Raw genomic sequence first — 17,464 nt, 5'->3', positions numbered from 1 at the left:
GTGATCATGTCCGCAGCAAACGCCGCAAGTCCCTGGTACAAGCACCTCTGGCCATGGATCATCATCGGGATCCTGGCCTGCTCGGTGGCCTTGACCTTGTCCATGGTGACCATTGCGGTGAACAACCCGGACAACCTGGTCAACGACAACTATTACGAAGCCGGCAAAGGCATCAACCGCTCTCTGGATCGCGAATTATTGGCGCAAACCCTGTTGATGCGCGCCAGCGTGCATCTGGATGACGTGACCGGCGAAGTCGACCTGCGCCTGAGCGGCAACAGCCAGCCCAAGACCCTGGAGCTGAACCTGATCTCGCCGACCCAGCCGGAAAAAGACCGCAAAATCACCCTCACCCGCAGCGAAACCGAACAGGGCCGTTACATCGGCCAGTTGAGCGACAAGATCGATGGTCGCCGCTTTGTCGAATTGCTGGGCAGCCAAGACGACCATATCTGGCGCATGTTCGAAGAAGAACTGGTCAGCCATGACAAGGACCTGCTGCTCGGGGACGAGCCCCTGCAGGGCGCGGAAGACCTGAAGAAGTAATAACCTGCGAATGCGATCAAATGTGGCGAGGGAGCTTGCTCCCGCTGGGGCGCGAAGCGCGCCCAAAACCTGCAGACCGGTCCTTTCAGTCTCAGCGAGTTCGCCGATTTGCGACTGCTACGCAGCCGAGCGGGAGCAAGCTCCCTCGCCACAATGGTTTTCATGGCAACACACATGACCACTCCACTTCCCTGCTACCACTGCGCCCTGCCCGTCCCGCCCGGCAGCCGCTTCACCGCCATCGTGCTCGGGGAGCCACGCGAGTTCTGCTGCCCGGGTTGCCAGGCGGTGGCCGAAGCCATCGTCGCCGGCGGATTGGAAAGCTATTACCAGCATCGCAGCGAAGCCTCGGCCAACCCCGAAGCCTTGCCGGTGCAGTTGGTGGACGAACTGGCGTTGTATGACCGCGCCGATGTGCAGCAACCGTTCGTGCGCCACCAAGGCGAACTCGCCGAAACCACACTGCTGATGGAAGGCATCAGCTGCGCGGCCTGCGGCTGGCTGATCGAGAAACACCTGCGCACATTGCCCGGCGTGGATGAAGCCCGTTTGAATCTGTCGAACCATCGGCTGCACGTGCGCTGGGCCGACGCTCAACTGCCGCTGAGCAAAATACTCAGCCAACTGCGCTACATCGGTTACGTCGCCCACCCTTATCAGGCCGACCGCGCCAGCGAACAACTGGCCAGTGAAAATCGCCTGGCTTTGCGCCAACTTGGCGTCGCCGGGCTGCTGTGGTTCCAGGCGATGATGGCAACCATGGCCACCTGGCCTGAATTCAACATCGACCTCAGCCCCGAACTGCACACCATCCTGCGCTGGGTCGCGCTGTTCCTCACCACCCCCATCGTGTTCTACAGCTGCGCGCCATTCTTCAAGGGCGCCATGCGTGACCTGCGCACCCGTCACCTGACCATGGACGTTTCAGTGTCGCTGGCAATTGGCAGCGCCTACATCGCCGGGATCTGGACCTCGATCACCGGCGTCGGAGAGCTGTATTTCGATGCGGTCGGCATGTTCGCGCTGTTCCTGCTGGCCGGGCGCTATCTTGAACGACGCGCCCGCGAACGCACGGCCGCCGCCACTGCACAACTGGTCAATTTGCTGCCCGCTTCGTGTTTGCGGCTAAGCGCTGACGGCCAGAGCGAACGGATCCTGTTGAGTGAACTGCAAGTGGGCGATCAGGTGCTGGTGCATCCAGGCGCTGTGCTGCCCGCCGATGGCAGGATCCTCGACGGCCAGTCGAGTGTCGATGAGTCGCTGTTGACCGGAGAATACCTGCCGCAGGCCCGCACCCCGGGCGATGCAGTCACCGCTGGCACCCTTAACGTTGAAGGCGCACTGACCGTCGAAGTCCAGGCGCTCGGCCAGGACACCCGGCTCTCTGCCATCGTGCGTTTGCTTGATCGGGCGCAAGCGGAAAAACCGCGCCTGGCGGAAATTGCCGACCGCGCCGCGCAATGGTTCCTGTTGCTGTCGCTGATCGCGGCAGCGGCCATCGGCCTGCTGTGGTGGGAACTGGATTCGTCGCGGGCGTTCTGGATCGTGCTGGCGATGCTGGTCGCGACCTGCCCTTGCGCGTTGTCCCTGGCCACGCCGACCGCCCTTACCGCAGCGACCGGCACCTTGCACAAACTCGGCTTGCTGCTGACCCGTGGTCACGTTCTGGAAGGCTTGAACCAGATCGATACGGTGATATTCGACAAGACCGGCACCCTCACCGAAGGACGTCTGACTCTGCGTTCGATTCGCCCGCTCGGCGACCTCGACAGCGACCAGTGCCTGGCGCTCGCCGCCGCACTGGAAAACCGCTCTGAACACCCGATCGCCCGTGCGTTTGGCCGCGCACCGTTGGCCGCTGAAGAAGTCCACAGCACGCCGGGGCTTGGCCTGGAAGGCGTGGTCGGCGATCAACGATTGCGGATCGGCCACCCCGGTTTTGTCTGCGAACTCAGCGGCGTTGGCGTGCCAGTGATGCCCGACGAAGCCGGCCAATGGTTGTTGCTCGGTAACCGTCACGGGCCGTTGGCCTGGTTTGTCCTCGACGACCGGCTGCGCGCCGATGCCGCTGCCCTGCTGACGGCATGCAAGGCCCGTGGCTGGCGCACCTTGCTGTTGTCCGGCGACAGCTCGCCGATGGTTGCCAGCGTGGCTGCCGAACTCGGCATCGATGAAGCCCGAGGCGGCTTGCGTCCGGACGACAAACTGCAAGTCCTGCAACAATTGCACAGGGACGGCCGCAAAGTGCTGATGCTCGGCGATGGCGTCAACGATGTACCCGTGCTGGCGGCGGCGGACATCAGCGTCGCCATGGGTTCGGCCACTGACCTGGCAAAAACCAGCGCCGATGCGGTGCTGCTGTCCAATCGCCTCGATGCCTTGGTGCAAGCCTTCAGCCTGGCACGGCGCACCCGACGGGTAATCATCGAGAACCTGTTGTGGGCCGGGTTGTACAATGGCCTCATGTTGCCGTTCGCCGCCCTCGGCTGGATTACGCCAGTGTGGGCTGCCGTCGGCATGTCGATCAGTTCGTTGACCGTGGTGCTCAATGCGCTGCGCCTCACTCGCCTGCCGGGTGTACAAGGTGCCGACGCCACGCCAGAAACCCGCCCGCTGCCGGCCTGAGCCGCGCGGGCATGGAGTCCAGATGCCAGCTCTCTACGTGATGATCCCGGCCGCACTGCTGATCGTGGCCATCGCTGTGTACATTTTCTTCTGGGCGGTCGACAGCGGTCAGTACGACGACCTCGACGGCCCGGCCCACAGCATCCTGTTCGATGACCAGGACCCGAATCACACCGCTGCGGTCGACGAGGCCAGCGGCCATCCGGCCAAACCCGACGACAAGGCTCCGCCCCATGCTTGAATTGGCGCCACTGTTGGTGTCTGCTCTGATTCTCGGTCTGCTCGGTGGTGGCCATTGCCTGGGCATGTGCGGCGGCCTGATGGGCGCGCTGACCCTGGCGATTCCCAAGGAACAACGCAGTCGTCGCTTTCGCCTGCTGCTGGCCTACAACCTTGGACGAATCCTCAGCTACGCCACCGCAGGACTGTTGATCGGCCTGGCCGGCTGGGCCGTGGCCAACAGCCCGGCGGCAATGTTCCTGCGACTCCTTGCCGGGTTGTTGCTGATTGCGATGGGTTTGTACCTGGCGGGCTGGTGGAGCGGCCTGACGCGCATTGAAAGTCTCGGTCGTGGCCTCTGGCGGCATATCCAGCCGATTGCCAACACACTGCTGCCGGTGTCGAGCCTTCCCCGTGCGCTGCTGCTGGGCGCGCTCTGGGGCTGGCTGCCGTGCGGCCTGGTTTACAGCACCTTGCTGTGGTCGGCCAGTCAGGGCAATGCCCTGGACAGTGCCTTATTGATGCTGGCATTCGGGCTGGGAACGTGGCCGGTGCTGCTGGCCACCGGGCTGGCGGCTGAACGGGTGACCGCGTTGTTGCGCAAGCGCAGCATACGCATGGCCGGTGGGCTGCTGGTCATGCTGTTTGGTATCTGGACCTTGCCGGGACCGCACCAGCATTGGCTCATGGGGCACTGATTGTGGCGAGGGAGCTTGCTCCCGCTGGGGCGCGAAGCGGCCCAAAAAATGGGACCGCTGCGCAGTCCAGCGGGAGCAAGCTCCCTCGCCACAAAAACGATCGGAGCCCGGATATCCTTGATGCAAATCAAGATGCATCAACACCACCGCCCCTAGACTGGCCGGCACTGCCAGACTATCCGGGGGAATGCCCGCATGATGCTCGACGCCATTCGTTGGGACACCGATCTGATCCGCCGTTATGACCTGGCGGGACCGCGCTATACCTCCTATCCGACTGCCGTGCAATTCCACAGCAAGATCGGCACTTTCGACCTGTTCCACGCCCTGCGCGACAGCCGCAAGGCGCTGCGCCCGTTGTCGCTGTATGTGCACGTACCGTTCTGCGCGAACATTTGCTACTACTGCGCCTGCAACAAGGTCATCACCAAGGATCGTGGCCGGGCACTGCCCTACTTGCAGCGCCTGGAGCAGGAAATCCAACTGATCGCCTGCCACCTCGACCCGGCGCAAAAAGTCGAGCAACTGCACTTCGGTGGCGGCACGCCAACCTTTCTCAGCCATGACGAGCTGCGTCAATTGATGGCGCACCTGCGCAAACACTTCAATCTGCTCGACGATGATACCGGCGACTACGGCATCGAAATCGATCCCCGCGAGGCAGATTGGTCGACCATGGGGTTGTTGCGCGAGCTGGGCTTCAATCGGGTCAGCATCGGCCTGCAAGATCTCGACCCCGCCGTGCAGCGCGCCGTCAATCGCCTGCAAAGCCTGGAGGAAACCCGCGCGGTGATCGACGCCGCCCGGACCCTGCAGTTTCGCTCGATCAACATCGACCTGATCTATGGTTTGCCGAAGCAGACACCGGAAAACTTCGCCCGCACCGTCGAGGAAGTCATCAGCCTGCAACCGGACCGGCTCTCGGTATTCAACTACGCGCACCTGCCGGAACGGTTCATGCCGCAACGGCGAATCAACGGTAATGAACTGCCGACGCCAGCCAAGAAACTGGAAATGCTCCAGCGCACCATCGAGCAATTGACCGCCGCCGGTTACCGTTACATCGGCATGGACCACTTTGCACTGCCCGACGATGAACTGGCGATCGCCCAGGAAGAATCGACCCTGCAACGCAATTTCCAGGGCTACACCACCCACGGCCATTGCGATTTGATCGGTCTCGGCGTCTCAGCGATCAGCCAGATCGGCGACTTGTACTGCCAGAACAGTAGCGACCTGAATCAATACCAGAACGCCCTGGCCTCTTCGCAACTGGCCACCAGCCGCGGCCTGTTGTGCAACGCCGACGACCGCTTGCGCCGTGCAGTGATACAACAATTGATCTGTAACTTCAGCCTGGAGTTTGCCCAGATCGAACAGGCCTTCAATATCGATTTTCAGGGCTATTTCGGCGAACTGTGGCCGCAGTTGCAGCGCATGGCCCAAGACGGCCTGATCGCGTTCGACAGCGACGCAATTACCGTGTTGCCAGCCGGGCGCTTGCTGGTTCGCTCGGTGTGCATGGTGTTCGATGCCTACCTGGAACAACACAGCCGCCAACGGTTTTCCAGAGTGATCTAATCGCTGCGACATAACCGCCACGTACTGGCCTCAATGTCCTTGGGTGAGTTACCCTTACGTCTTATGTGTGTTTTCCCACAAGGATTGAAGAAATGTCCGAGCCAGTTAAGTTGCGCGCTCATACCCAGGCCCACTGCAAGGATTGCAGCCTGGCCCCGCTGTGTTTGCCGCTATCGCTGAATCTGGAAGATATGGACGCGTTGGACGAAATCGTCAAACGTGGACGCCCACTGAAAAAAGGCGAGTTTCTGTTCCGTCAGGGCGACACTTTCGACTCCGTTTACGCGGTCCGCTCCGGAGCCCTCAAGACCTTCAACCTCAGTGATGCCGGCGAAGAACAGCTCACCGGTTTCCACCTGCCGAGCGAACTGGTCGGCCTGTCGGGCATGGACACCGAAAAACACCCGGTATCGGCGCAGGCACTGGAAACCACATCGGTGTGTGAAATCCCCTTCGAGCGCCTCGACGAACTGGCCCTGCAACTGCCGCAATTGCGTCGTCAATTGATGCGTGTGATGAGCCGCGAGATTCGTGACGATCAACAGATGATGTTGCTGTTGTCGAAAAAAACCGCCGACGAACGCATTGCCACGTTCCTGGTCAACCTGTCAGCACGTTTCCGCGCCCGGGGCTTCTCGGCCAACCAGTTCCGCCTGAGCATGTCGCGCAACGAAATCGGCAACTATCTGGGTCTGGCGGTGGAAACCGTGTCACGGGTGTTCACGCGTTTCCAGCAGAACGAACTGATTGCCGCCGAGGGCAAGGAAATCCGCATCCTCGACCCGATCCAGCTGTGCGCCCTGGCCGGCGGTTCACTGGAAAGCTGAAACAAGCGGTTGCGGCTGAGCGGAACGGTTCAGCCGCCGTTATACTGCGTCGTTTGCAGCCTGCCAGGACACCCGACGATGGTCTTCGACTCCTTCGACATCAAATCCCTCATCCGCCCCGTGATCGACTTTCCCAAGCCGGGCGTGATCTTTCGTGACATCACCCCGCTGTTCCAGTCGCCCACGGCGCTGCGCCTGGTGATGGACAGCTTCGCCCATCGTTACGTCGAGGCCGATTTCACCCACATTGGCGCGATGGATGCCCGGGGTTTCCTGATCGGTTCGGTGCTGGCCTACCAGCTGAACAAGCCGCTGGTGCTGTTCCGCAAGCAAGGCAAGCTGCCTGCCGACGTATTGGCCGAGGGCTACGCGACCGAATACGGCGAAGCGTTTCTCGAAGTACACGCCGACAGCCTGTGCGAAGGCGATTCGGTGGTGATGTTCGATGACCTGATTGCCACTGGCGGCACCCTGATCGCCGCTGCGAACCTGATTCGACGCATGGGTGCGCGGGTGCATGAAGCGGCGGCGATCATTGATCTGCCAGAGCTGGGTGGCTCGCAGCGATTGCAGGACATGGGCATCCCGACCTTCTGCCTGACGCAGTTTGCGCTGACGGATAAATAACCGGCGGCTGTCAGACCGCTATCGCTGGCAAGCCAGCTCCCACAGGTTTCACCGTCATGCACAGGATGTCTGTACGGCATAAACCACTGTGGGAGCTGGCTTGCCAGCGATGGCGTCATCGGCCACACGACCGCCTATAACCCCATCTGCTTGCTGATGATCTCGTTCATCACTTCGCGCGTCCCGCCGCCAATCGACAGAATCCGGTTATCCCGATACAGCCGCTCCACCAGGCTTTCGCGCATGTAGCCCAACCCGCCCAGAATCTGCACGGCATCGCTGACGATCCGGTCCGCCGTATCCGTCGCAAAGTTTTTGGCCATGGAAATCTCCTTGATCACACTCTGCCCCACCGCCATTTTCGCTGCTTGCCGGTAGGTGAACTCGCGTGAAACCTCAAGCTGTGTGGCCATCTCGGCGAGGCGGTGCTTGATCACCTGGAACTTGCCGATCGGTTTGCCGAAAGCCTCACGCGCCCGCGCCCACTTCAGACTTTCCTCGAGCGCCAGTTGCGCGGTCATGTTGGCCATCAGGGCCAGTGCCAGGCGTTCACTCTGAAAGTTGCCCATGATGCAGGCGAAGCCCATGTTCTCGGCGCCGATCAGATTGCCTACAGGTACACGGCAATCATCGAAGAACAGTTCGGCCGTGTCTGACGCCCACCAGCCCATTTTCTTCAACTGCCGCCCCACAGTGAAACCGGGAGTGCCCTTCTCGATCAGCAACAGGCTGATACCGGCGAAACCCGGCGCGCCGGTACGCACGGCCACGGTGTAGTAATCGGCACGGACGCCGCTGGTAATGAAGGTTTTGCTGCCGCTGACCCGGTAAACATCACCCTCACGCACGGCGCGGGTTTGCAGATTGGCGACGTCGGAACCGCCGCCGGGTTCGGTGACAGCCAAGGCGCTGATCTTTTCCCCGGCCAGTACCTGCGGCACCACTCGGTCACGGATTTCAGGTGTGGCCCACTTGAGTATGGGCGGCAGGCCGATGTCCAGAGAACCGAGCCCCGCCACCAGGCCACCGGAGCCGCAACGCATCAGTTCCTCGCTGGCGGCGACCTTGGCGAACAGGTCGCCCTCGTGACTGCCACCGTAACGCTCAGGGTATCCAATGCCGAGAATCCCGGCCGTGCCAGCCTTCAGATAAAGCTCACGGGGAAAGCTTTCGGCTTCTTCCCACTGGTCGATGTCCGGAAGAATCTCGCGCTCGACGAAACGTCTGACGCTGTCGCGGACCAATTGGTGGCTGGGGTCGAAGTATTCCTCAAAGGCAGACATCGGCGAACTCCACTGAAGGGTTCAGCGAAGTTAACCGAGCGCTTGCTTGGTTTTCAACAGGATTGTGTATATCAGGGAGATCTGGGCGCGGCTTTCGCGGGCAAGCCTCGCTCCTACCGGTTTTGTCCTGGAGGATCACGGCTAGCCCGCGAAGACGTCGCTTGAGCCGCTAAAAGACAATGGGCTTACGCCCCGCAAACGAATGCGCCAGCGTCCCGCCATCCACCAATTCCAGCTCGCCACCCAGCGGTACGCCATGGGCGATACGCGAGGCGATCAGGCCTTTGCTGCTGAGCAACTGTGCGATGTAGTGGGCCGTGGCTTCGCCTTCTACCGTCGGATTGGTCGCGAGAATGACTTCGGTAAAGCTGCCAGCCTCTTCGATCCGCGCCATCAACTGCGGAATGCCGATGGCTTCCGGCCCCAGGCCATCAAGGGGCGACAGATGCCCCTTGAGTACAAAGTAGCGGCCGCGGAAACCGGTCTGTTCCACGGCGTAGACATCCATCGGCCCTTCCACGACGCACAGCAGCGTATCGTCGCGGCGGGCATCGGCGCATTGCGGACAGAGGTCATCCTCGGTCAGTGTGCGGCACAAACGGCAATGACCGACCCCTTCCATGGCCTGACTCAAGGCCAGCGCCAATCGCGATCCGCCACTGCGATCACGTTCGAGCAACTGCAACGCCATGCGCTGGGCGGTTTTCTGACCTACGCCTGGCAAAATTCGCAGGGCGTCGATCAGTTGGCGAATCAAAGGGCTGAAGCTCATGAGGAAAAAGTCCGACAAAACAACGAGACGCGGTTTATACCCGCGCCTCTGATTAGCGTCAAATCACGTTGTCAATTACGCGCTCTGTGCAACGCGCACCACCAGTTTGCCGAAGTTGCGTCCTTCCAGCAGACCGATGAACGCTTGCGGTGCGTTCTCCAGGCCGTCGACTACGTCTTCACGGAATTTCACCTTGCCATCACGCACCCACGGCGCCATCGCACTGATGAATTCCGGCTGCCGATCGCCATAGTCGTCGAACACGATAAAACCCTGAATGCGTACGCGCTTGGTCAGCAGCGTACGTTGCAACAGCGGCAGACGATCCGGCCCGCTCGGCGCTTCGCTGGCATTGTACGAGGCAATCAGGCCACACAGCGGAATCCGCGCCTTGGGATTGAGCAACGGCACCACAGCATCGAACACCTTGCCACCGACATTTTCGTAGTAGATATCGATGCCATCGGGACACGCCTGGGCCAGTTCATCGGCGAAACTCGCGCTCTTGTGGTCGATGCAGGCATCGAAGCCCAACTCCTCGACCACATAGCGGCATTTGTCCGCCCCGCCAGCCACGCCGACCACGCGCAGGCCTTTGATCTTCGCCACCTGGCCAACCACCGACCCCACCGCGCCGGAAGCCGCCGCAACCACCAGGGTTTCACCGGCCTTGGGCTGCCCGATATCCATCAAGCCCATGTAAGCAGTCATGCCGGGCATACCCAACACCCCCAGGGCCATGGATGGGCTCGGCAAGCCGTTCGGGACTGGAATGATGCCGCGACCGTCATTGATGCTGTGACTTTGCCAACCCGTGGCGCCAACCACCAGATCGCCTTCCTGAAACTTGGGATTGAGCGAGCGCTCGACCCGGCTGACAGCGCCACCGGTCATCACGTCGCCGATTTCCACGGGGGCGGCGTAGGACGGAGCGTCGCTCATGCGTCCGCGCATGTAAGGGTCCAGCGAAAGGTAAAGGGTCTTGAGCAGTACCTGACCGTCGGCAAGCTCGGGCAGCGCGACACGCTCCAGACGGAAGTTTTCCGGCGTCGGTGCGCCTACCGGGCGTGAGGCCAGGACGATACGTTGGTTGAGCGTCATGGGATCGGACATGTCAGCGTCTCCTTTGATCAATGAGTTGGGGGATATAGGGAGCAGACCTTTGTGCGGGTATGGCGTTCGATGTATCTCAGTTCTGCCGCGATGAAGTCCTGCCAGACACCTCATGAAAACAAGCCGAAAACAAAAATGCCAGGCGTGATGCCTGGCATTTTTTGTAGCTCATCTATCGCCCAAAGGCGAATCAGAACGGCAGCTTCATGCCCGGCGGCAGTTGCATGCCTGCGGTCATGCCGGACATCTTGTCCTGGCTGTTGGCTTCGATCTTGCGCACCGCATCGTTGACGGCTGCGGCGAACACCGCCTCCAGCATCTCGCGATCGTCTTCGCTCAGGCCTTCGACCATGCTTGGGTCAATGGTCACGCGCTTGACGTCATGACGACCGGTCATCACCACGGTGACCATATCGCCACCGGCTTTACCGGTGACTTCGGCGTTGGCCAGCTCTTCCTGCATCTTGGCCATTTTTTCCTGCATCTGCTGTGCCTGCTTCATCAGGCCGGCCATGCCACCTTTCATCATGGGAATCACCTCAAAAGTACTTGGATAAAAACAGCGCCCGGCCCTGACGGCCGAACGCCCTCAGTTATTAGCCCTGACTGACCAGAGCTTCGACAGGTTCAATAGTATCGTTACGGATCACTGCACCGAACTGCTGCATCATTTGCTGGATGAACGGATCACCGTGGATCGACTCCTCGGCCTCGCGCTGACGGTCGGCACGACGACGGGACGCCGCCTGGGCCGGGGTTTCCTGCTCGGGCTTGATCAGTTCCATGGTCAGGGTCAGGGTGCGCCCGTGATACTGGTTCAGGGCATCGTTGAGCCGGCGCTGTTGCGTGGCATTGAACAAGGCACTGTGAGCCGGGTCCAGGTGCAACAGCCAGTTGTCGCCATCCACGGCGATCAGCGTGCAGTTAGCAGCGATGCTGCCGGTCATGCCGGAGATCGCCAGCTTCGGGAACAGCTCCAGCCACTGCAGGGCAAGGCCTGTGGCCGGTGCCGCTGCGGGCTCAGGTTCGGGTTCCGGTGCGGGCTCGGCGGCATGCTCGCTGGCCAGTTCGTCGAGATAACTGTAAGCCGAATCCATGTCCGGCTCGATGTAGTCCTCATCGAGCGGCGGCTCGTCGTCGATGTCCATGCCAGGCGTCGCGGCATCGACCTCTGCCACAGATGGTTCCGGAATTGGCGTAGCGGCCCATTCAGGCGCATCCGGCACCACACTGTCAGGCGTCGGCAACGGCATCGGTGGCAACTCGGGCTGTTCGCTGGTGGTTTCCAGTACAGGCTCGACCGCTGGCTGCTGAGCCGGAGCAGGCTCGACCGGATCGTTCCACGGCAGATCGACCACATCTTCGACCACGGCCGCATCGACCGCAGGCTCAGGCTCGACAACCGATGCAACCGGCTCAAGTTCGGGCTCTGGTGCTGGTGCCGGAGCCACAACCGCAGCCGCAGCTGGTGCGATGGGCGCAACGGGTGTCGGTGCCACTGCAGCAGCGACTACCGGCGCAACAACCGGCGCGGCAGCCACTGAATCTGCGGAATCAACTGTGGCCTGGCTGATCCCCACTGGCTTTAGCGGTTGCCTCGGGGCATCCGCAGTGTCTGCCGGTCGGAACGCGAGCATCCGCAGCAGCACCATTTCAAACCCGCCGCGGGGATCCGGCGCCAGCGGCAAATCGCGGCGGCCGATCAGGCCCATCTGATAGTAGAACTGCACATCCTCAGCCGGCAGCGCCTGCGCCAAAGCCAGTACCCGGTCACGGTCGCCGTGACCATTGTCGACGCCTTCGGGCAGGGCCTGGGCGATGGCGACACGGTGCAGCACATTGAGAATTTCCGACAGCACGCCACTCCAGTCCGGGCCTTGTTCGGCCAAGTGGCGGACCGCTTCGAGCAAGGCCTTGGCGTCACCTTCGATCAACGCATGCAGGACGTCGTAGACCTGACCATGATCGAGAGTTCCAAGCATCGCCCGCACATCGGCGGCCATGACCTTGCCCTCGCCGAAGGCAATCGCCTGGTCGGTCAGGCTCATGGCGTCGCGCATCGAACCATCGGCGGCACGCCCCAGCAACCACAACGCGTCGTCTTCGAACGGCACGTTTTCGACACTGAGCACGTGGGTCAAATGCTCGACCACCCGTTCCGGGGTCATGTTCTTCAGGGAGAACTGCAGGCACCGCGAAAGAATCGTTGCAGGAAGTTTCTGCGGGTCGGTGGTGGCCAGGATGAACTTGACGTAGGGTGGCGGCTCTTCAAGGGTTTTGAGCAGCGCATTGAAGGAATGGCTGGAGAGCATGTGCACTTCGTCGATCAGGTAGACCTTGAAGCGCCCGCGGCTTGGGGCGTACTGCACGTTGTCGAGCAGTTCGCGTGTATCCTCGACCTTGGTCCGGCTCGCGGCGTCGATCTCGATCAGGTCCACAAACCGGCCCTCATCGATCTCCCGGCACACCGAACACTCGCCACACGGCGATGAAGTAATACCTGTTTCACAGTTCAGGCATTTGGCGATGATCCGCGCGATGGTGGTCTTGCCGACCCCGCGCGTACCGGTGAACAAGTAGGCGTGGTGCAGCCGCTGGCTGTCCAAGGCATTGATCAGAGCCTTGAGCACATGGGTCTGGCCGACCATTTCGCGGAACGAGCGCGGACGCCATTTACGTGCAAGAACCTGATAACTCATCGAAAACCGTCGCAGCGAAGGAAGCAGAAGCGGCTAATGCTAGCGGAGCAAGGGCAAAAATGCATCCGGTGCGCTCGTCTAATCTGGTTAAGCTGCAATTTGCGGTGATTGTTGGAGCGTTTATGCGGTTGGCCTTGGGGGCACTGCTGTTGATCAGCCTGGACAGTGCGGCTGCGGACGCGCCGTTGCGCTTTGTGGTGCCCGACAGCTGGGCGATGCCGATGGTGCAGCTTGAGCACGGCCGGCCCACACAAGGCATTCTTTATGACGTGATGCTCAGCCTTGCGACCCAGGTCGGCGTACCGGCCAGGTTTGTTGTATTGCCCCGGGGCCGGGTGCAAAACGCCATGGAACACGGCGAGGTCGATGTCCGCTGCTATGCCGCACAATCGTGGTTACCCAATCAATCCGGCGACTACATCTGGAGCATTCCACTCTGGTCGCAACCTGACCTGCTGATCAGCCGCCCCGCCCAACCCGATCCGGTCATCGCGGCGAGTCTGTCGCCACAATCGATCGGTACGGTTCTGGGCTATAGCTACCCGACTTTGCAACCGCTGTTCGACGCAAAGCGCCTGCACCGCGATGACGCGCGCAATCAGGAACAGGTGCTGGAGAAACTCCAGGCCGGACGCAACCGCTACGCGGTCAGCAACCAATGGACGCTGGACTGGTTCAACCAGCGCCTGCTGCCACAGCAACAATTACTGAGTGTGGCGGTATTGCAGGAGCAGCGTGTCGGCTGCTACGTACGCAACGACCCGGACGTGCCGGTGCAGCGAATTCTGCGCACGTTGGTGCGGATGAAAATGTCCGGGGAAATCGATGACATCATTCGGCTTTATATCGGAGGCTAGCCTTAGCCGGCAGGCGCCAGCGCCCGCCATTGCGACGGTGCGACGTAGCCTGCCACCCAGCCCGGCACGTCGGTGGCCGGCATGGGGCGCGCAATGAAATACCCCTGCGCCACCTCGCACCCCAGCCGCAGCAGTAACTCACCGTGTTCGACACTTTCCAGCCCCTCGGCAATCACCTGTCGGCCAAATGCCTTCGCCAGGCTGATTACTGCAGTGGTCAGAGCCAGATCGTCACCGTCATGCAGGATATCCCTGACAAACGATTTATCGATCTTGATCGTTTGTGTGTGCAACCGTTTGAGGTAGCTGAAGGATGAGAAACCGGTGCCGAAATCACCCAACGAAAACTGCACGCCCAGCGCCTGACAGGCCTGCAAGCAGGCGCTGACGTGCTGAATATTCTCGATGGCCACCGACTCGACGATTTCCAGATCCAGTCTCTGCGCAGGCACTCGCCCATGCCGGGCCAACGCGCTTTCAAGCCGGCCGACAAAATCCGCGCGCTGGAAATGCCGCGCCGCGATGTTCACGCTGACCGGCCAGTCATACCCCTGCAGCTGCCAGACCTCCAGCTGCAACAGCACCTGATCCATCACCCACTCACCAATGTCGACGATCAGATCCGTTTCCTCGACCAAAGGCAAAAACTCCCTGGCAGTCATCATGCCGTTTTGCGGGTGCTGCCAGCGCAGCAATGCCTCGAAGCCGACAACCTCGCCGCGTCGCATGTTGACCTTGGGCTGGAAGTGCAGACGTAATTCATGATTGATCAGTGCCTGGCGCACCCGCTCGACGGTCTGGTGAGTAGCCTTGACCTCCCGATCCCGGGACACATCGAACAAATGAAAACGCTTGCGCCCGCTTTGCTTGGCCACGTACATGGCTTGATCGGCATGACGCAACAGGGTTTCGGCATCGGCATTGTCATGGGGATAGAGCGTGACGCCGATACTGGCATACACATTGATTTCCTTACCGCGCAATGTGTATGGCGCCGAGATCGTGCCCAGGACCCGATTCAATGCCGCATTCAACTCCGGCAGATCGCGCACGTAACGCAACACCAGGACAAACTCGTCACCCGCCAGCCGCGCCACGACATCTTCGGCACGGACGATACCGCGCAATCGTTTGGCCACTTCGACCAGCAAAAGATCGCCGCTGGCATGCCCGTAACCATCGTTGACAGCCTTGAAACCGTCGAGGTCGAGCATGCACACCGCCAGCGGAGTGTTTTCCTGTCGCGAAAACTCCAGCGCCTGATCAAGCAGGTCCGACAGAAACGCGCGATTGGGCAGTCCCGTCAACACATCGTGCCCGACCCGCCATTGCAGGGTATGCAGCAGTTGGCGCTTCTCGCTGATATCGAAGCGGATCGACAAATAACGCTCGACCCGACCGGTGTCTTCATCGAGGACCGGCACCATCGTGCTTTCTACCCAATACAGGCTGCCATTTTTGGCGCGATTGCAGATTTCGCCTTTCCACACATTGCCCATGGCGATGGTGCGCCACATGCCGGCGAAAAACTCGGTCGAATGGGTGCCGGAATTGAGCAGCCGATGATTTTGCCCCAGCAGTTCTTCCCGGCTATACCCGGAAATGGCGCAAAATTGGTCGTTGACGTGGGTTATCCGGCCGGTCAGATCGGTCTCGGAAAAAATCGCGGCGGCATCCACGGCCCTGCGGTACTTCTCATCCATGAGTCAGACTCGCTGTTGCTTACATTGGCGGCGGTGGAGCAGCAAATTAGCGCGGATCATTCGCGCAATATCAGCGCTGCTAAAGGACTCACGCAACCCTGTGAGTAGACGCCATGTCGGCTTTGTTGTCTTGATCGATCTTCCGGGAACCGGTCACCAAGTGCCGGTTTCCGGCGGCGATTCTACGAGATGCATCGCATATTGCAAGGCAAGGTGATCGATCATGGCGCAGTATGATGCAAATCATCTGATGTTTTTACAGCGTCAGCCAAATCGAAAACGACAAAAAACCGCTATGGACAAAATCCATGGCAGCACAGTGAAAGTATTTGAACATGATAACGCGACAGAGGATTCGCGCTGCGTTATGGAGGCAACCCCACCAGCCACACCCCGGCACACAATGTTCCCGCTGTGGCTGCTTCCTTCCGGATCTGACCAGGTTCACGGGTAATCGTTGCGGGGGGACCGATGGGGTCACCATAACGACGCTCACCTGACGGCGAGCCGCGCCATTGTACCTATCTCAGACGAAGTTACAACCGTTGCGGCGGATTAAAAATATGAGGCCGGTCAAAGACATGCGCGAATGGTGAAAATCGGCTTATGCAGGCGCGAGCCTGCTCGCTCTACAGGTCCTGCACCACTTCGTCCGCCCTGCCGCCCTCGCCCTGGATGACCAGATGAATGAAGTGCAGCTTGGCGATCACCGTCGGCGGCAGCACGAAAGGGTAAAAATCCGGCTGGCCCATGCTGCGCGACAGTTCATTGAGCATGCCGGCCAGTTCGATCCAGGCATTGACGAAAGAGAGAAACGCCGCCCCACCGGGATGCTGCGGATCGTAAAGGGTATCGATCGGAAACGGCTGATAATCGAGGTCCATTTCCCGCGCACTCATGCCGAACCCCAGTGCCGTATCGACTGCATCCATCATGTGCAGGTAATGCGCCCAGGTTTCAGCCCAGTCCTCCCAAGGATGCATGGTGGCATAGGCACTGACGCAGGATTGCTGCCAATCAAGCGGTGCGCCCTGCTGATAATGTCGTTCAAGGGCGTCGGTGTAGCTGGCACGCTCATCACCGAACAAGCCGCGGAACGCTTGCAGCCAATCACTATTGGCGATCAGACGGTCCCAGTAGTAATGCCCGACTTCGTGACGAAAATGCCCGAGCAATGTGCGATAGGGTTCGTGTAGCTGTACCCGCATCTGCTCGCGATGAGCATCGTCAGCTTCTTCGATGTCGAGGGTGATCAGGCCATTGGCGTGACCGGTGGTGGGCGACTTGCCTTCGAGGTCGACGCCAATGAAATCGAAGGCCAGACCGGTTTCTTCATCGACCGTCTTGGGTATCACCTGCAACCCCAGGCTGACCAATTGCGCGACCAGCCGCCGCTTGGCGGTTTCCATCTTGCGCCAGCGCTCATGGTTTTCGGCTATCGATAAATCGGGAATGGTGCGATTCAGGCTACACGCGATGCACAACACATCGTGGTCATTGGCAGGCAGCAGCCAATTGCACGCTGCCGGGGAATCAAGGTTGGCGCAACGACGAAACAAACCGGCTGCGGGATCGGCATCAAGCCACCAGCTATCCGGCTGATCGCCGGGCTGCAACGATGACAGACGGCTCTCCTGCGGCTGATAGCCCAGCGCCGCCGAACAGGCCAGGCACTGGCTATTGCGAAAGAACAGCGACTGCCCGCATCGACACGGCCAGATCTTGCTGTTGCGCGAACTCTCCCCCATGAAGGGCGCCGCGATGCGTGAGCTGAGCTGTTCGAAGAAGCGGTACATGGCGATCTCTCCCTGGGGCTTGCCAAGACTAGATCATTGCGGACACTGGATCGTTCCCGCGCTCTGCGTGGGAACTCAGGCCAGGACGCTCCGCGCCCCCTTCAGCGCCCGAACGCGG

At 60.7% G+C, this 17,464-nt stretch carries 15 protein-coding genes and 1 other RNA gene; 8 read left to right on the top strand and 8 right to left on the bottom strand.

Annotation, left to right across the window (positions count from 1 at the left end):
• Positions 1–6 precede the first annotated feature (6 nt).
• The 7 genes from ASD60_RS27295 (at position 7) to ASD60_RS27265 (ending at position 7,123) form a co-directional block, all read left to right on the top strand.
• Positions 7–546 carry a FixH family protein gene (locus ASD60_RS27295; RefSeq protein ID WP_056856995.1) on the top strand — a complete coding sequence of 180 codons (540 nt, stop codon included), beginning with the start codon at positions 7–9 and terminating at the stop codon, positions 544–546.
• Positions 547–720: 174 nt separating this feature from the next.
• Positions 721–3,171 carry a heavy metal translocating P-type ATPase gene (locus tag ASD60_RS27290; protein WP_056856994.1) on the top strand — a complete coding sequence of 817 codons (2,451 nt, stop codon included), beginning with the start codon at positions 721–723 and terminating at the stop codon, positions 3,169–3,171.
• Between the two features lie 22 nt (positions 3,172–3,193).
• Entirely contained in the window at positions 3,194–3,412 is a 219-nt protein-coding gene (gene ccoS, locus ASD60_RS27285; RefSeq protein ID WP_047531427.1) for a cbb3-type cytochrome oxidase assembly protein CcoS, read from the top strand.
• Positions 3,405–4,088, top strand: coding sequence for a sulfite exporter TauE/SafE family protein (locus ASD60_RS27280; RefSeq protein WP_056856993.1), 684 nt, complete (start codon positions 3,405–3,407; stop codon positions 4,086–4,088). Before ccoS ends, ASD60_RS27280 begins: the two co-directional genes overlap by 8 nt.
• Before the next feature lie 198 nt (positions 4,089–4,286).
• Entirely contained in the window at positions 4,287–5,669 is a 1,383-nt protein-coding gene (gene hemN, locus ASD60_RS27275; protein ID WP_056857097.1) for an oxygen-independent coproporphyrinogen III oxidase, read from the top strand.
• A 92-nt stretch (positions 5,670–5,761) separates the two neighbouring features.
• Positions 5,762–6,496: a fumarate/nitrate reduction transcriptional regulator Fnr gene (gene fnr, locus ASD60_RS27270; RefSeq protein ID WP_056856992.1), complete on the top strand. Its 735-nt coding sequence runs from the start codon at positions 5,762–5,764 to the stop codon at positions 6,494–6,496.
• Positions 6,497–6,574: 78 nt separating this feature from the next.
• Positions 6,575–7,123: an adenine phosphoribosyltransferase gene (locus ASD60_RS27265; RefSeq protein WP_056856991.1), complete on the top strand. Its 549-nt coding sequence runs from the start codon at positions 6,575–6,577 to the stop codon at positions 7,121–7,123.
• A gap of 134 nt (positions 7,124–7,257) precedes the next feature.
• On the opposite strand, the gene ASD60_RS27260 is transcribed toward ASD60_RS27265, so the two are convergent.
• From ASD60_RS27260 to dnaX, 5 genes are all read right to left on the bottom strand, one after another.
• A complete protein-coding gene (locus tag ASD60_RS27260; protein WP_056856990.1) occupies positions 7,258–8,406 on the bottom strand; it encodes an acyl-CoA dehydrogenase family protein in 1,149 nt (382 codons plus the stop codon).
• A gap of 169 nt (positions 8,407–8,575) precedes the next feature.
• Positions 8,576–9,178, bottom strand: coding sequence for a recombination mediator RecR (recR, locus tag ASD60_RS27255; protein ID WP_056856989.1), 603 nt, complete (start codon positions 9,176–9,178; stop codon positions 8,576–8,578).
• 75 nt (positions 9,179–9,253) lie between these two features.
• Positions 9,254–10,291, bottom strand: a complete 1,038-nt coding sequence (locus ASD60_RS27250; protein ID WP_056856988.1) for an NADP-dependent oxidoreductase — start codon at positions 10,289–10,291, stop codon at positions 9,254–9,256.
• Positions 10,292–10,481: 190 nt separating this feature from the next.
• A complete protein-coding gene (locus ASD60_RS27245; RefSeq protein ID WP_056856987.1) occupies positions 10,482–10,820 on the bottom strand; it encodes a YbaB/EbfC family nucleoid-associated protein in 339 nt (112 codons plus the stop codon).
• Between the two features lie 67 nt (positions 10,821–10,887).
• Entirely contained in the window at positions 10,888–12,990 is a 2,103-nt protein-coding gene (gene dnaX, locus ASD60_RS27240; protein ID WP_056856986.1) for a DNA polymerase III subunit gamma/tau, read from the bottom strand.
• Between the two features lie 122 nt (positions 12,991–13,112).
• Between dnaX and ASD60_RS27235 the strand changes: the two genes are divergently transcribed.
• Positions 13,113–13,847, top strand: coding sequence for a substrate-binding periplasmic protein (locus ASD60_RS27235; protein WP_056856985.1), 735 nt, complete (start codon positions 13,113–13,115; stop codon positions 13,845–13,847).
• A 2-nt stretch (positions 13,848–13,849) separates the two neighbouring features.
• Here the strand turns inward: ASD60_RS27235 and ASD60_RS27230 are convergent, their stop codons facing one another.
• From ASD60_RS27230 to ASD60_RS27225, 3 genes are all read right to left on the bottom strand, one after another.
• Positions 13,850–15,550: a putative bifunctional diguanylate cyclase/phosphodiesterase gene (locus ASD60_RS27230; RefSeq protein ID WP_056856984.1), complete on the bottom strand. Its 1,701-nt coding sequence runs from the start codon at positions 15,548–15,550 to the stop codon at positions 13,850–13,852.
• Positions 15,551–15,927: 377 nt separating this feature from the next.
• Positions 15,928–16,024: signal recognition particle sRNA small type (ffs, locus tag ASD60_RS28670), an RNA gene on the bottom strand.
• Positions 16,025–16,179: 155 nt separating this feature from the next.
• Positions 16,180–17,346 (bottom strand): zinc-binding metallopeptidase family protein, encoded by a 1,167-nt coding sequence (locus ASD60_RS27225; protein WP_056856983.1) that lies wholly within the window; start codon positions 17,344–17,346, stop codon positions 16,180–16,182.
• Between the last annotated feature and the right edge of the window lie 118 nt (positions 17,347–17,464).

The organism is Pseudomonas sp. Root562, from assembly GCF_001427125.1.
Classification (GTDB): domain Bacteria; phylum Pseudomonadota; class Gammaproteobacteria; order Pseudomonadales; family Pseudomonadaceae; genus Aquipseudomonas.
Note: the sequence above shows the minus strand (reverse complement) of the source record. Positions and strands in the feature narration are given on the sequence as shown.